The 16,435-nt window shown below is 29.8% G+C and carries 19 protein-coding genes; 11 read left to right on the top strand and 8 right to left on the bottom strand.

Features of this window, described 5'->3' with window-relative positions:
- Positions 1–81 precede the first annotated feature (81 nt).
- From MRZ80_RS00370 to MRZ80_RS00320, 11 genes are all read left to right on the top strand, one after another.
- Positions 82–474 (top strand): 30S ribosomal protein S6e, encoded by a 393-nt coding sequence (locus MRZ80_RS00370; RefSeq protein ID WP_292535103.1) that lies wholly within the window; start codon positions 82–84, stop codon positions 472–474.
- Between the two features lie 77 nt (positions 475–551).
- On the top strand, positions 552–1,781 hold the full coding sequence (locus MRZ80_RS00365; protein WP_292535101.1) for a translation initiation factor IF-2 subunit gamma: 1,230 nt from the start codon (positions 552–554) through the stop codon (positions 1,779–1,781).
- 24 nt (positions 1,782–1,805) lie between these two features.
- Entirely contained in the window at positions 1,806–2,171 is a 366-nt protein-coding gene (locus tag MRZ80_RS00360) for a PIN domain-containing protein (protein WP_292535217.1), read from the top strand.
- A 71-nt stretch (positions 2,172–2,242) separates the two neighbouring features.
- Positions 2,243–2,770, top strand: coding sequence for an inorganic diphosphatase (locus MRZ80_RS00355; protein WP_292535100.1), 528 nt, complete (start codon positions 2,243–2,245; stop codon positions 2,768–2,770).
- A gap of 37 nt (positions 2,771–2,807) precedes the next feature.
- A complete protein-coding gene (locus MRZ80_RS00350; RefSeq protein WP_292535215.1) occupies positions 2,808–3,365 on the top strand; it encodes a DNA-directed RNA polymerase in 558 nt (185 codons plus the stop codon).
- 24 nt (positions 3,366–3,389) lie between these two features.
- Positions 3,390–3,578, top strand: coding sequence for a transcription elongation factor subunit Spt4 (gene spt4, locus MRZ80_RS00345; protein WP_292535099.1), 189 nt, complete (start codon positions 3,390–3,392; stop codon positions 3,576–3,578).
- Positions 3,579–3,610: 32 nt separating this feature from the next.
- Positions 3,611–4,120 (top strand): DUF359 domain-containing protein, encoded by a 510-nt coding sequence (locus MRZ80_RS00340; RefSeq protein WP_292535097.1) that lies wholly within the window; start codon positions 3,611–3,613, stop codon positions 4,118–4,120.
- Positions 4,121–4,127: 7 nt separating this feature from the next.
- Positions 4,128–4,442: a 30S ribosomal protein S24e gene (locus MRZ80_RS00335; RefSeq protein ID WP_292535095.1), complete on the top strand. Its 315-nt coding sequence runs from the start codon at positions 4,128–4,130 to the stop codon at positions 4,440–4,442.
- Between the two features lie 26 nt (positions 4,443–4,468).
- A complete protein-coding gene (locus tag MRZ80_RS00330) occupies positions 4,469–4,624 on the top strand; it encodes a 30S ribosomal protein S27ae (protein WP_011406218.1) in 156 nt (51 codons plus the stop codon).
- Positions 4,625–5,040: 416 nt separating this feature from the next.
- Positions 5,041–6,444 carry an argininosuccinate lyase gene (gene argH, locus MRZ80_RS00325; protein WP_292535091.1) on the top strand — a complete coding sequence of 468 codons (1,404 nt, stop codon included), beginning with the start codon at positions 5,041–5,043 and terminating at the stop codon, positions 6,442–6,444.
- Positions 6,445–6,473: 29 nt separating this feature from the next.
- Positions 6,474–6,608, top strand: coding sequence for a hypothetical protein (locus tag MRZ80_RS00320; protein ID WP_292535090.1), 135 nt, complete (start codon positions 6,474–6,476; stop codon positions 6,606–6,608).
- Here the strand turns inward: MRZ80_RS00320 and MRZ80_RS00315 are convergent.
- The 8 genes from MRZ80_RS00315 to MRZ80_RS00280 all read right to left on the bottom strand — a co-directional run bounded on the left by MRZ80_RS00315 (position 6,601) and on the right by MRZ80_RS00280 (position 16,425).
- Complete coding sequence (locus MRZ80_RS00315) at positions 6,601–7,626, bottom strand: ATPase (RefSeq protein ID WP_292535089.1); 1,026 nt, start codon at positions 7,624–7,626, stop codon at positions 6,601–6,603. The genes MRZ80_RS00320 and MRZ80_RS00315 overlap by 8 nt on opposite strands.
- Before the next feature lie 27 nt (positions 7,627–7,653).
- Positions 7,654–9,291: a glycosyltransferase family 39 protein gene (locus MRZ80_RS00310; protein ID WP_292535088.1), complete on the bottom strand. Its 1,638-nt coding sequence runs from the start codon at positions 9,289–9,291 to the stop codon at positions 7,654–7,656.
- A 3-nt stretch (positions 9,292–9,294) separates the two neighbouring features.
- A complete protein-coding gene (locus MRZ80_RS00305; protein ID WP_292535086.1) occupies positions 9,295–11,091 on the bottom strand; it encodes a glycosyltransferase family 39 protein in 1,797 nt (598 codons plus the stop codon).
- A gap of 173 nt (positions 11,092–11,264) precedes the next feature.
- On the bottom strand, positions 11,265–11,873 hold the full coding sequence (locus MRZ80_RS00300) for a hypothetical protein (RefSeq protein ID WP_292535085.1): 609 nt from the start codon (positions 11,871–11,873) through the stop codon (positions 11,265–11,267).
- Positions 11,794–12,807: a hypothetical protein gene (locus MRZ80_RS00295; RefSeq protein WP_292535084.1), complete on the bottom strand. Its 1,014-nt coding sequence runs from the start codon at positions 12,805–12,807 to the stop codon at positions 11,794–11,796. Before MRZ80_RS00295 ends, MRZ80_RS00300 begins: the two co-directional genes overlap by 80 nt.
- A complete protein-coding gene (locus MRZ80_RS00290; protein WP_292535082.1) occupies positions 12,729–14,570 on the bottom strand; it encodes a hypothetical protein in 1,842 nt (613 codons plus the stop codon). Before MRZ80_RS00290 ends, MRZ80_RS00295 begins: the two co-directional genes overlap by 79 nt.
- Positions 14,567–15,028: a hypothetical protein gene (locus MRZ80_RS00285; RefSeq protein ID WP_292535080.1), complete on the bottom strand. Its 462-nt coding sequence runs from the start codon at positions 15,026–15,028 to the stop codon at positions 14,567–14,569. Before MRZ80_RS00285 ends, MRZ80_RS00290 begins: the two co-directional genes overlap by 4 nt.
- Positions 15,029–15,246: 218 nt before the next feature.
- Positions 15,247–16,425, bottom strand: coding sequence for a TIGR04083 family peptide-modifying radical SAM enzyme (locus tag MRZ80_RS00280; protein WP_292535078.1), 1,179 nt, complete (start codon positions 16,423–16,425; stop codon positions 15,247–15,249).
- Positions 16,426–16,435 lie beyond the last annotated feature (10 nt).

Raw genomic sequence — 16,435 nt, 5'->3', positions numbered from 1 at the left:
TAGTAGTTTTATTTTAAGTAGAAAAACTACTCTAAAAAAAATTTTACTTAAAACCAAAAAAAGATTATAAGGAGACATATAATGGTATACAAAGTAGTAGTATCAGATGAAGATGTAACTTACCAATTAGAACTTGAAGGAAACGACGCAAAAGTTGTAAACGGTCTTAAAATCGGAGATGAATTCAACGGTGGAATTCTCGGTCTTAAAGGTTACAAATTAGAAATTACAGGTGGTAGTGACAAAAACGGTTTCCCAATGAAAGCAGACGTTGACGGAACAAGAAGATTCAAAAGTCTCGTAAGCGGTGGAACAGGATTTAAACCTACCAAAAAAGGATTAAGAAGAAGAAAAACAGTACGTGGAAACACAATTGCTGATGATATATCCCAAATAAATGTTAAAGTTTCACAAAGAGGAGAACAAACCTTAACTGAAATCTTTGCAGAACCTGAAGAAGAACAAGAAGAATAAATATGAAATTTCAACTCTCTAACTAATAATAGTTATGAGCTTGGATTTTTATATTTAATTAATTGGAGGTGTAACTTATGAAAGTACAATCCGAAATTAACATTGGATTAGTAGGTCACGTTGATCATGGTAAAACAACATTAACTAAAGCTTTATCTGGAATTTGGACAGACACACATAGTGAAGAAGCTAAAAGAGGAATTTCAATAAGACTTGGTTATGCTGATATTACATTCAGACAATGTCCTGAATGTGAAGCACCGCAATGTTACACTACAAAAGAAACTTGTGAAGTATGTGGTTCTGAAACAGAAGTACTTAGAAAAGTATCATTTGTTGATTCACCAGGACACGAAACACTTATGGCTACAATGCTCTCTGGTGCTGCAATTATGGATGGTGCAATCCTTGTAATAGGAGCAAATGAACCATGTCCACAGCCACAGACAAAAGAGCACCTAATGGCTTTAGATGTTATTGGTGTAAAAAATGTTATTGTTGTCCAAAACAAGGTTGATACTGTAACTAAGGAAAAAGCAATAGAAAACTACCATGAAATTAAGGAGTTTGTAAAAGGAACATGTGCTGATGGTGTACCAATCATACCTATATCAGCTCAACAAGGTGCAAATATTGATATTCTTATTGAAACAATACAGCAATACATAAAAACACCTGAAAGATCACTAAGTAAAGATCCAAAACTTTACATTGCAAGATCATTTGATATTAACAAACCTGGAACAACACCTAAAAAAATTAATGGTGGTATTATTGGAGGATCTCTTGTACAGGGAAAACTTAAAGTTGGAGATGAAATCGAAATTAAACCAGGTATTCAGGTTAAACACAAAGGTAAATCTGAATGGAAGAGTTTAACATCAACAATCACAGGTCTTGAAGCTGCTGATAACTTTGTTGATGAAGTTCAACCTGGAGGATTAATTGGTGTAGCATTACAACTTGACCCATCACTTACAAAGGCAGATTCACTTTCAGGATCTATAGCAGGAAAACCTGGAACATTACCAGATACAATCATGGAATTTACTATGGAAACATTCCTCCTTGATCGTGTTGTTGGTACAAGAAATGAAACAGATGTTGAACCTATAAGATCATCTGAAAACTTAATGATAAACATTGGTACAACCACAACTGTTGGACTTGTAAGTAGTGCAAGAAAAAACATGGTTGATGTACAACTAAGACTTCCTGTATGTGCAGAAGAAGGTCAACGTGTTGCATTAAGTCGTCGTGTAGGGGCAAGATGGAGGCTTATTGGTTATGGTATCATCAAAATATAAGGCAGTAGTTGATACAAATTTTTGATGATGATGTTTCAGCTAAATATTGATGTTGCAGATCAACTAAAGAGTATCTTGCCATCATATTATGATTTAGTTGTTCCATCCATTGTAATTGATGAATTAACTACACTTAAAAAGAAATCTAAGGGTAAAAATAAACTTGCAGCATCTGTAGCATTACAGATTGCAAAGTGTGATCCATTTACTGTTGATGAAATTGATAGAAATGGTGAACATGTAGATAATGTACTTCTTAAATACTGCAATGTGGGAGATGTATTGTGTACTAACGATAGGAATCTTAAAATGCGTGCAAAAAAAAGAGGTATTAATGTAGTTTATTTAAGACAGCATAGATTTCTTGAAGTTGATGGATATCTTAAGTAGATATAAGACTTTAAGTTTAAAATTATAAGAAATTTGGAATTAAAATATAGATTATTTGGAGGAAATATACTATGAATCTTTGGAAAGATATAAATTCAGGATCAGATGTACCTGATGAAATTACAGTAGTTGTAGAAATTCCTACAGGATCACGTAATAAATATGAATATGATAAAGATAAAGAAGCTTTTGCTCTTGATCGTGTATTATTCTCACCATTCCACTATCCTGCAGAATATGGTTTTATGCCAAAAACACTCTGGGACGATGGAGACCCATTTGATGTACTTGTAATTATGGATCAACCAACATTCCCTGGATGTATTATTGAAGCTAGACCTATTGGAATTATGAGAATGATTGACCAAGGAGATAGTGATGATAAACTTCTTGCAGTACCTCTTGAAGATCCAAGATTTGAAGGTATTGATGATATTTCACAACTACCAGAACATTACCTTAAAGAAATTGAACATTTCTTCAGCCAATATAAAGCATTAGAAAACAAAACTGTTGAAATTAATGGCTGGGAAGACAGTAGTGCTGCAAAAGATGCTGTAATGCATGCTATCGAACTTTATAAAGAAAAATATGAATAAATAAAAAAATTTTACTGAGGTTAATAAAGTGTACGAAATAGTAACCATTGAAGATACAGTAAGAGTTCCACCTAGTATGTTTGATCAGCCATTTGATGAAGTTGCAGCTGAAATTCTTAATAGGAAATATGTTGGAGAAGTTGATAAAAATCTTGGTATACTTGTAATAGTTACTGATGTTCTTGAACATGATGAGGGACGTGTTGTTATCGGTGATGGAGCAGCATTTTATCATGTAAAATTCAATGCATTATTCTATAAACCTATGTTACATGAAATTGTTGATGGAGAAGTTATTGAAATTATAGAATTCGGTGCATTTGTAAGAATTGGTCCTATGGATGGACTTGTACACGTTTCACAGATCACAAATGATTACATTACATATGATATGAAACGTGGAGCTTTAGTTGCAAATGAAACTGATAAATCTCTTGATGAAACTAACTTTGTAAGAGCAAGAATTGTAGCTCTTAGTATGAAAGGTAACTCAACAAAAGATTGTAAAATTGGTCTAACAATGAGACAGCCAGGTCTTGGTCGTTTCGAATGGATTGAAGAAGAAAAACTTAAAAATTTTAATGAAGAAGTATGAACCTAGTTAAATGAGGGAATTATTATGGCGGCTGAAAGAGCATGTCAAAGATGTAAATATATCTCATATGAAAAGCAATGTCCTTTATGTGGGGAAGAAACATCTAGTGATTGGAGTGGACTTATTGTTGTAACTGATCCAGAAAACTCAATGTTAGCTAAAGAAGTAGATATTGAAACTCCTGGCAGATATGCATTAAAAGTCAGTAAATAAATTTAAATAAAAATTTTAGGGAGATATAATCTGTGCTAAAACTACCAAAATCTCTTAGAGGAGAATTAAAAGAACCTTTAGGTGAGTTGCACAAATCTATTGATTTAATCAAAGATCCACTAAAAAAACAATTATCAGAAGATAAGCTTATAATTAGTATAGGTGATGTTACATCTAGAAATCTTGTTGAAATGCAAATGCATCCTCAGATATGTATTATTGATAACTTGATTGAAAGAGAACCTGTACAAAATAACTTAGATCATACAGATAATATAGTATATGTAAATAACCCTGCAGGGTATTTAACTGAAGAATTAGATGAAGCAATAGATAATGCTTTAAATAATGCTAGTAGTGATAATCGTATAATTATCATTGTAGATGGAGAAGAAGATTTGGCAGTTTTACCTTGCGTATTAAAAGCACCAAGCGACACTCTTATTCTTTATGGACAACCTAAAGAAGGTGTTGTAATGCTTAAAGTTGATGAAGCCTTTGATAAGGTTGAAAATTTTTATAAACAATTAATTAATGAATAGTGATAATATGGATATAAATGTAATTAATCGTAAAGAAAATCCTTTACTCAATAGGATTGAAATTGAATTTGAATGCGAATACCCAGAAGAAGGAACACCAAAATTATTAGATGTAAAACACAAACTTGTTGCTATGGAAGACTCATCTAATGATCTCCTCGTGGTGGACACAATGAAGCCTAGTTATGGAGTTTCTAAAGCTGAAGGTTTTGCAAAAATTTACGACTCTGTTGAAAAACTCAACGAAATCGAACCAGCAGCTGTTATAAGCAAAAACGAAGAACCTGAAGTTGAAGAAGTAGAAGAAGAAGCAGAAGAATAAGCTTAGATATTAGGGAGATTATTTAAATGTCAAAAAAATACGAATTATATGAAGTTAAAGACGGTAAAATCGTGAGAAAAAATCCTGAATGTGTAAGATGTTCACACGGTATTTTCATGGCAGATCACGGTGACAGATACGCATGTGGTCGTTGTGGATACACACAATGGAAAAATGAATAAGCATAATTAGTTTTAATGTTTATTTTTTATTTAATTTTTTTTTTAAGTGATTTTGTATTTTGGAAAGGTTTATTAAATATATTTTATAAATATAATATTAGATATTAAGAGTTGATTTTATTATTAACTATTAATTATTCATAAACACAAATCTAAAAATACATAAATCCAAAAAAAAAATTTTCTTTTCACCACCAAATACTTTTTTATTTTTACTTTTAAAATTTTATTTATAATTTTAGTATATATTCCATGGCTTTTTTTTAGAAACATTTAAAGATTAATAGAAATATAAGTTTTATATGAAGTAATTATTATTTTTTTTAATATAAAAATTTAGATTACATTTTTTAGGAATTTTAATTATATAAATTATTTTTTTAAATTAAATAAAAACTTTTAGGAATTGATTTTTTATGGATGACTTTTTAAGAGCTGGACGTTTTGATGAAAAGATGACTGATGATGCTGCTGCATTTTCAACATCTATTGAGTTTGATCAGAGAATTTTTGAAGAAGATGTAAAAACTAACCGTGCACATACTACTATGCTTATGGAAGAAGGAATAATTCCAGAAGATGCTGGTGTTAAAATTATTAATGCATTAAATAAACTTGAAAGTGAAGGTCTTAGTGCACTTAATATTGATCCTAGCTTTGAGGATATTCACATGGCTATTGAAGACTATGTAACAAATCTTGTGGGAAAAGAAGCAGGATTTATGCATACAGCAAAAAGTAGAAATGACCAGGTATGTACAGATATACGTCTTAAACTAAAAAGTGAAATTGAAAATACAACCAAAAATATAAAACAATTTATCACAACAATAGTTGAAATGGCAAAAGAAAACCTTGACACACTTTTCATTGCATACACACACCTTCAACATGCACAACCTACAACATTTGCACACCACCTAATGGCATATGCAAATGAACTAAGACGTGATTGTGAAAGATTCTATGATACATATAAACGTGTAGATATAAGTCCACTTGGTGCTGCAGCACTTACAACAACAGGATTTCCAATTAATCGTCAAAGAACAGCAGAGCTATTAGGATTTAGTGAAGTAATGGATAACTCAATTGACTCTGTAAGTAGTCGTGACTTTGTTGCAGAAGCAGCATTTGACTATGCAATGCTTGCAACAACACTTGGAAAAATAGCAGATGAAATTGTAATATGGAGTAGTTATGAATTTAGAATGGTTGAATGTTCAAATGCATATTCATCTACATCATCAATTATGCCACAAAAGAAAAACCCTGATATTGCAGAACTTGCACGTGGAAAAAGTACAGTAGCATATGGAGAACTTATGACAATACTAAGTATGCTTAAAGCAATACCTCACAGCTACAACCGTGACTTACAAGAACTTACACCACATCTATGGAATACAGTAGATAATACTAATGATATTCTTAAAATTGTACATGGTATGGTTGCAACACTTACAATTAATAAAGAAAGAACAAAACAGCTTGCATCTGCAAACTTTGCAACAGCAACAGAACTAGCAGATATTATGGTACGTGAAAAAAATCTTCCATTTAGAAGTGCACATACAATTGTTGGAAAAATTGTATCAGATTCAATAGAGAAAGGTATTACAACAGAAGATATTGATAATGAATTTGTAAATAAAGTGTCTGAGGAAATTCTTGGTGAACCTATAGAACTTGGTGAGGATCTTATACGTCAAGCACTTGATCCTGCATTAAATGTAAAATCAAGAACAGTAAAAGGTGGATGTGCACCATCTGCTGTACGTGATGCAATAGATAACATGGAAAAATTCTTAAATGAATAAAAAAAAGGGAAAATTTGGGAGTGGATGTTTTGACAAATCTTGAAAGATATGGATATACAATCCTTGTAATTTTAGGATTGCTTATATTAATTTATCCAAACTTAGCTGCATACATTATAGGTCTTATACTTATAGCATATGGTGTTCTTGAATTAATTAAATAGTTCTAATTAAATCTAGAGCTTCACCAGGTTCTAGTATACCAGCACGTGTTTCACGTAGAACTCTTTGTATTGAAAATGACCTGTATTGTGGATGATTCTTATGAACTTCAACAATAAGTGGACATCCATATCCTTTTATTTTTTTAACATCATAGTTGATGATTACATTTTTAATCTCAGTTTTCTCCATTCTAAAGAGTGCTGGTAGATTTATTCTCATTAGAGAATCTTTTTTTACTACAGATTGTGAACCTGTAGATAGTAGATCTCCATAGATCATACATGATATATTTAGATCACGTGTTTTTTGTGTTATTACATCTTCAATGTGTGATGAACAACGTCCACATGGATGTATTTTACCTGATAGTGCATCATTTATTATATCTGACATGTCAGTTTTCAGGTATTCATGTTTTATGCCTATTTTTTCAACTAAATTATCAATGTTACGATGGAATTGTTTTGGCAGTACTATTGTTCCTGGATCTACTGTCATTGGATGTATATTAAATCCTACAGCTTTTGAAAGAAGAGTTGAAAAACTACTATCAACACCACCAGATAATGCAACTACAACGTCTGCTCCATCTACTGGTTTTCTGTCTATGTTTTCTTTTATGTAATTTGCAACTATGGTATTGTCATATGCTCTTTGTGCTTTAAGTGTGAGTAGTTCATAGATATTTTCAAATACTTCCATGTATTTATCATCTATTGTGCCGTTTTGCATCATCTTTTTTAGATGTTTTAGTGATAGATTCATCTGATATTCTTTAAGCATTATATCTGTATATGATACTACATGGACAGATTTAACGCCAAGATCTTCTTTAAGTTTTCCTACTACCCATCCACCTTTTCCTATTACTATTGATTTTTCTGGTCTATCTGGTGTTATTATTGTAAGTTCATCGTCTTTATATTGTATGTCTTTTATTTCTACATCAACTTGTTCATGGTTGATTTGTTGTCTTATTTGTGTTATTTTTTCTATTATTTCATCTTTACTATACATTGCAAATTATTCCCTTTTTTTTATATTTTAATTTTTTTCATATATTTTTATCTTATTTATCTGTGTTGAGTTACTTGAATATATTTCATGATATCCATCTATATGTGTTAGGTTTGATGTTGAATCTATGTAGTATGTTGCATTTATTGAATTTAATGTCTCATTAAATGAGTCGTTGTTTGCCTCAACTACCCTTGGTATTGTTGTGTATGTGTATTTTTTTAGATACCAGCTAAATGCTACTCCTCGATCTGATGATATGTTGTGTTGTGTGTAGTTTTCATCGTAGTTTTGAAGCCAGTTTGCTGCATCTTTTTCATCTGTTGTATGTTCATTTGGATGTGCTAGTGATGTGATGTAGCTTGTATTTATTAGTGTTAATATTATTAGTAGTACTGCTATTATTTTTGTTGCATTTTTTATGTTTAGTTTTGGTATTTCAACTATTGTTTTTATCATGAAGTATACTACAGGTATGAATACTGCCATTATGTATCTGTCAACTTTTACTGGATGATAGGAATGCATTATTATGAAAACTCCCATTAATATAAACATAGATATATCCATATCATTAAATTTACTTCGAAACTTCTTACATAATAAGATCACTACTGCAAGGAAAAGTACTTCTGATATTATATAAGATACATGAGTGTATGAAATTATACATACAATAGCTAAAAGTGTACATATTGCTATAATGATTTTATCAGATCTGCTAAATTCACATCTATCTTTAAAGAGTGGATAAAATACAGATACAACACCTACAGCTGCAAGTGCCATGATAACATATGAAAGAATTGTTGGCATATTAGATACACAAGTTAGTGTAGCATCATATGTAGATGATACATACATTGATGTTAAAAGCTGTGGCATATTCTGGATATAATACAATGGATTTGGATCATATCCAATATTTACACTTGATACCTGACTACTTTTTGACACCTCAATAAACTGGCTAATAAATGGAATTCTTCCCTGATTTATAAGATATGCAGCAGCAATAACACCACCACATAAAAGCATGAAAGCCACTAACTTTATAACCTTCTTCTTTGTTGCCTGTTTTTTAAATTTATCAATATTCATAACAAAATATCTAAGAATTACAAATAAGATAAATCCTTCAGTATAACGTGTGAAAAATGCACATATAAAGCATATAAATGCAACATAGAAGTATTTAAAATCATAGTCAAGTGCATAGATTGTAAAAAGTATTGCCCATATTGCAAATGATAATGCTGGAAGATCACATGAACCACTAACAGCCCATGTTACAACAACAGAAAGCATTCCAAAAAACATACTTCCCATAAATGATATAAAAGGTGTATATCGTCTTATGAAAAGCAGGTATATTCCAACAAGAAGTGCAATAAAAAGCAATCCTGAAACACAAAACAAACTTAACTCTGATATAAATCCCATTCTAAATGGTATTGCAACAAGAAGAGAAAGTACTGGTGGAAGTGCAAGTTGACTTCCAATATTAATATTTGAAAATAACATTGCATTTTGAAGATATACAAATATATCCCAGTAATTAACACCAATAATATTTTGCATACATACAAGAATTGATGTATATATGACAGAACATACAAAAACAACAGCTAGCATATTTTTCTTAGTATTTAGTTTTTCAAACATTTATTATTTCTCCTCTGTCATATTGCTAAATAAGTTATCTGTATAGTTTCTATATTCACTACTTCTAAATTGTGACTGATTATGATCTTCTAGGTAGTTATTTTGATAGATTGCAACAGTTCCTTTTTCATAGATCTTTGAAAATCCAGGAAAAGTCATATTTTTATCTGTATTTGTTGTCTGAATATAGTATGATGCTGCACTATGTGTTGAATTTTCACATAACATAAACTTTGAAAACTCGGCAAGTCCATCTGGTGTGTCTGATTCTGGTACTCCTCTTTGAATATATAAGTTAAGATACCATGTAACAGCAGGCCAGTTATCTGAATATATAATTGTTGAATTGTTATAATTGCCATGATTTTCATTAAACCAGTTACATGCATCATCAATATCTGAGTACTGATTTTCAGTTGGTATACTTTGTGTAAATGAAAGTGCATTAACTACTAAAAATATAACAGCACATATAGATATGATTGTTGATATTTTAGGTTTTAGAGATATTTTTGAATCTATAAATTCATAAATACAACTAATAGCATTAATTATGAAATATGCAATAAATGGAAGTGCTGTTATGAAGTATCTGTCATTTTTTGTATAAATTACAGACTGGAAAACCACATATACAAACAACAGTAGTATCATCATAAAATCATAGTCAAGATATTTAATATCATAGCCTCTAAGAACATAGTATAATATTAAAAGTGCAACCATGAATATAATAGATGACATAAGATATGATACACCACATATTGTTATAAAACATACAATAAACAATACAGCTGCAAGAATTGTTAATGTGATATTTTTCTTTGTTGCAAATTTAATATCTGATGTATATACAGTTTTGATAATCTTGTAAAATACAGCTGCAATTCCTGCCACCATAAGTATAATGTAAAGTGTTGATAGTATTGTTGGAATATTTCCCATTGGATTTATAAGTGCATTAAATGTTGCACCACGTGGTATTGTACTTGCAAGATAGTTTGGTATATGATTTATATAATACCATGAATCTGGTAGAAATCCTGCATCCATCACCTTAACATTTGATACTGTACCACTAAATTGTCCAAGAAATGGAAATGGTGTACCAAGTGTTTTATTAAACTGATTTAAAAACCATACTATACTTACTACTCCAATAACTGCTCCAACTATAATATCCTTAATCTTTGCCATATCAAGCTTATTTACGAGGATATAAAATATTATTGCAAAAAGCATTACACCTGCTGTATATCTTGAAAGAAATGAATAAGCTGCAATAGGAAACATCAAATAGTAAAACTTAGAATTACCACCAGCTGCCTTTAGTAGTAGGTAAATTGTAAGTATTGTACCTGTTGTTCCTATAATATCATTACCACCAATTGCTGCCCATGAATAGAGAAGTGTAAATGTGGCATAGATCATACTTCCAAGAAGTGATGTTAGATTTGAAAACTTAAATCTTAAAATAAGATATACACCAATAACACCTATGATATAAAAGAGTGCATCAAGATTAAATATTGCCTCTGAATATGTATGTCCTGCAAGTAAAAATAACTTAGCAATCATCATAGGAAATACTGGAGCAATACTTGGAACATCACCCCATCCCATCTTTGCGAAGTTACGACCATTTTCAAGATATAGAAAACTATCCCAATTTGCAACTCCTACATGGTATTGCATAAGTAATTTAGGAATAGTTATTAAAAGTAGTATAGATAATAATATGAAAACATATAAAATATTTGATTTATTATTACATATAAACTCCTTATATTTGTTAGTCATATAAAATAAAACTCCTATATTGTGAAAAATTCCATGATTGAAAATAAATTAGAATTCTTCTTTTTATAATATATTTATATGTTTGTAATTAGAATTATATTTTTAAAAAATTTATATAAAAAAAAGAGAAGAAAGGGGGAGATGAGATACGAAAAAAAACTATAATGTTCTATTTACTTTATTATAAGTGGTATCATCACAGTTTTTGAGTTGTAGTAGCTGTTTTCACCAAGTATTATTGTCATATTATAGTTTCCCTCTTTCATGTTGTGTGTATCGATTGTTGTGTCAAGTATGCCATTGTTTATTATTGTTGTTATTTTATCATCTACCATTCCACTGCTTATTGTTGTTGAATTTACCTTTTTACCATTTATCTTAATTACTACCTTTGTAGTTCCAACTAATGGTTTTTCTGTTATGTCTTTTATCTGTGTTTTTATTGTTGTATCATCACCTTTTTGTGTTACTACTTCTTTAATGTCAAGATCTTCAATGTCTGTTTTTGTTAATATGAGTGTTGAATTTGCCTGTGTTGAATATTTACTATTTACATACATAAGTGATAGTGTATAGTTTTTAGCACTCATTGCTGGAAGTTGATATATACCATCTACTATGCCATCTGTAACATCAAATTTAATAACATTTCCACTTGCATCTTTTTGCACAACACCATTAATTTTAAGTGTTACAGATCCATTAAGAAGAGTTCCATCTGTATCTTTCACTGTTGCATGTATTGGTAGTTTTCCCATTTGTATGTGTTGTTGTATTATCAATGTTTAATATTGCATTTCTTTTTATGATTGTTAGTGTTGTTGGAATTCTATATACATCTTCATATCTATTATTTGATGATATTGCCATGTTTATTGTGTATTTTTTTGCTGAGAAATTAGCTGTATCTAATATGACATCGAGTTTTCCATTTTTAATTTCCTGCCTTATTTGTGTTCTTCCATTAATTCTGATAATTACAGTGTTTTCACCTTTAAGGAAGTTTCCAAATTCATCAGTTAATGTCATCTTAATTTTAGCATTTTCATTTACTTTAACTCTAATAGGACCTAGTTGGTTGTCACCAAGTTTTGTTTTCACTAGATTTAAAGTCTTATTTGCACTTTGTGTATTATAGTTTTCACTTATATATTTAACTTCAAGATTATATACTCCACATCCAAGTACAGTTTTATTATCAAAGTTATATAGATTATAGCTAAGTTTTGCACATCCATCTACCACTGCAACTTTAAGTGTTTTACTACTATTATATTGTTCTTTTATGGTTTTTCCATTGATTTTAAATATTATGAATCCATCATTTACAGTGTTATTTTTACTATCTTTAATAAATACTTCAACATTAAGTTTTCCTGCAGATTTAGTTTCATTAATATTCATAATTTCCATGCTAACATTATCTTTAAGCACATCAACTGTGAGAGTTATATTATTTCCCATAAGTATTGGATAGTTAATATTTACTGTTTTAACTCCTACATCTTTAAATGTATAATTAACTGCTACTGTTTTATTTGCATCTGGTGTTGTTTGATTAATTACACTACCATTATATGTGAAGTTTACAACTGTAGTATTTTCCAGATCTTTTATTAATAGTGGAGATGTTAGTTTTATGGGATTAATTGATGAGTTAAGTTTATTTGAAAGTGTGCTATTTTTATTGTTGTTGTATTTAATCCTTTTATCCATATAGCTGAATTATCATTTGCATAATTATTAATAAATACTGAATTTTCAATATACAACAGACTATTTAATGAAGTATAAGATATTATAGCTCCACCATTTGATGTTGCAACATTGCCTGTGAAATTTGAGTTGTTAATTGTTAAGTTAGCACCATCATTATAGTTTGCTCCACCACATACTGCCTTGTTAGTTATGAAATTTGAATTTTCTATTGTTAAATTATTTCTATTATAGTTTACTCCACCATATACTGCATTATTGCTTGTGAAGTTTGAAGATACAATTATAAGATTACTATTTTGGTTATAATTTACACCACCATTAGCATCTGCTGAGTTATTTGTGAAGCCTGAATTATTAATTGTTAAATTACTTCCATAGTTATAGTTTACTCCACCACTTTTTGCATTATTTAAGGTGAAGATTGAAGTATCTATTGTTATATTACCTTTATTGTTATAGTTTACTCCACCACTTGTTGCAGTATTTGATGTAAAGCTTGATATGTTTATTGTTAATGTAGCATTTGCATAGTTATAATTTACACCACCTGAACTTGCATTGTTATTGTTGAAGTTTGATGTGGTAATTGTTAAAGTTCCATTGTTAAGATTTACTCCTCCACGTTTTGCATTATTGCTTGTGAAGTTTGAAGATACAATTGCTAAAGTAGCATTTGCATAGTTATAATTCACACCACCATTAGCTGATGCTTTATTTGTGTTGAAGTTTGAATTTGTAATTGTCATATTAGCTTTGTTATAGTTTACTGCTCCATCTGTTGCATTGTTATTTGTAAAGTTTGAGTTATCTATTGTTGTAATACCATTATTGTTATAATTTACAGCCCCATACATAGCAGTATTATGTGAAAAACTTGAAGTATATATTGTTAAATTACCATATGAATTATAATTTATTGCACCTGAATCTTCTGCAGTATTAGATGTGAAATTGGAATTTCTTATTGTTAAAGTAGCACCATTTTGGTTATAATTTATACCTCCTACTGTTGCATTGTTACAATTAAAATTTGAATTTTCAATACTTAAATTACCCATTTCATTACAATTTACTCCACCATAGGTAGCAGTATTATCTGAGAAGTTTGAATTTTCAATCACAGTATTTCCAAGAACATTACAATTTACTCCACTACAATTTGCATTGTTTTTATTGAAGTTTGAGTTGTTTATTGTAATGTTACCATCAGTATTATAATTTACTCCACCAAATTCTGTAGCATTATTATCTGTAAAGTTTGAATTATTTATTGATATAATACCTGCTTCATTATAGTTTACTCCACCACATCCTGTAGCATTATTGTCTATGAAATTTGAATTTTCAATAATTAAAGTACCATTATTGTTATAATTTATTCCACCATTATGTGTTGAAAAAGTTGATGTGATATTTGAGTCAATAATTTTTAAAATACCAAATAGATTATTGTTAACTCCACCTGAATTTGATGCACTGCCTGTTATGTATGATTTTATTATTGATACATTTCCAAGATAGTTGGTATTTACTCCACCACCAAAATCTGCTACATTATCATTGAAGTTTGAATTTTCAATAATTAAATTACCATTACTATTATAGTTTACTCCACCATTTTCTGTTGCATAGTTATCTGTGAAGTTTGATGAATTAATTGTCAGATTACCAGCATCATTGTAGTTTACTGCTCCACGTGTTGCATTGTTTGTGTTAAAATTTGAGTTTTCAATTTTAACTGTTCCTTTATTATTTATCACTGATCCATTTGTTGAATTATTATAAATTGGTATTGTCCTTGTCCATCTAGTGTTTGTTTGTTTCCATTGATTGTGAGTGTTTTTGTTGTTTTTGTATTCATCCAGTTTATTGTTTTTGTTATATCGTAGTTTCCTGGGTTTAGATTTATTGTTTCCTCATTGTTTGTTGAGTTTGCCTTGATGTCTTCTATTTTATTGTAGAGTTCTTCATAGTTATTTACATCTATTGCTTGTTTTGTTTGTTTTTGGTTTGTATTTATCTTACTATCACTACTTTTTTTATCTTTATTTGCAGTTGTTATGTCAGGTTGTGATAATTGATGTGTACTATCTTCACTATATGTGTATATTGTTGTATCATCTACATTATCTGTTGCATTTACTGCACATATTATTGTTATAAAAAACAGTAGAATAATAATGAATGAAATTAACTTATTATTAGTATTATTTTTCATAATTATCCTCTTAAATTATTAAATTCTTATTTATTTTAATTATTTTATTTTAAATGCTTAAAATAATGTATAATTAATATGTTATACTATTATATATATCTATTTTTAATGTATTAATAACTTAAAAGTAGTATTATTAAATACGAACAACTGTATTTGTGAAATATTTCAAAAAAAGGGGATAAAAATAGGGAGATTATATATAAAGGTTATTTTTTTTAGTCTTTTAGTGCTATATCCATTACTGTGAATTTCTTTGTGTCTTCTTTTGGCTTGTTTTCAAATCCTACATTTAATGTGAAGTTGAAATCTTTTTCTATTACATCATTTAGTTCATCAAATGCAAAGTTTAGTTTTTGATTCATAAGCTCATCAATCTTATCAAAGATCATCTTATATGCAGTACAGTGTGGATCTACACAGCTTACCTGGTGTTTTTCATCCATTACAAGTGCATTGTATGGACATCCTCCACGACAGTAGTCTATGTGTTTGCAGTCATGACACTTTTCATCTACAAATTCCTTGTATTGTTTGAGTAGTTTTTCAGCTTTACTGTCCATAAGCTCTTCATATGATGGAGCATCTGATATGTGTCCTATTTTAAAATCTGGCATGTCAACAAAACGATAGCATGGATAGATACTTCCATCAGGTCCTATTGCAAAGGTTGAATCCATACAATCTACATATGTACATACACATCCCTTTTTTCTTAATACTCCCTTGCAGAGATGATCAATATTTTTAAGCTCAACAGTATCTGCAATATCCAGGTATTCATCAAGCAAGTAAAGCATTAACTCCCCATAATCTTCAGGATCAAGTGCAAAATTATCACTCTTATGACTTTTTATTGAACTTAATGCTGGGTGGATCTTCATGTTAAGATGATTATCTTTAAAGAAATTAAATATTTCCTCTTTATGTTTTATTGAGAAATTTGTAAATGTACTAATAAAACTTACATTTAATCCATTTTCTTTTGCTATTTCATATCCATGCATGGTCTTATCATAGTAGTCAACTCCTCTTTGAATATCATTAAACCGGCGAGGTCCATCAAGACTACTTCCCACTGGAATGTCATATTTCTTAAAAAGCTTTGCTATTTTTTCATCCATCAACCATAAATTTGTCTGTATTGCATATGCAGGATATAGATCACTTAACTCATCTGCAATTGCCCCTAGTGCATATTCATAGAATTCATATCCTGCAAGTAATGGTTCTCCTCCATGAAATGTAAATGTTGTTGGTTCACTTTTAAAATTCTTAAGCCAATTTATTATATCATCAACTGTATCTTTTGTCATTATCTGTGATGTTTGCTCAGAACTCCAGCAGTAGCTACAATTTGCAGGACATCCCATTGTTGGTATAATCATTACATGCATCTATATAAAC

This window comes from Methanosphaera sp., from assembly GCF_022768985.1.
Taxonomy (GTDB): domain Archaea; phylum Methanobacteriota; class Methanobacteria; order Methanobacteriales; family Methanobacteriaceae; genus Methanosphaera.
This window is presented reverse-complemented; position numbering and strand designations above follow the sequence as displayed.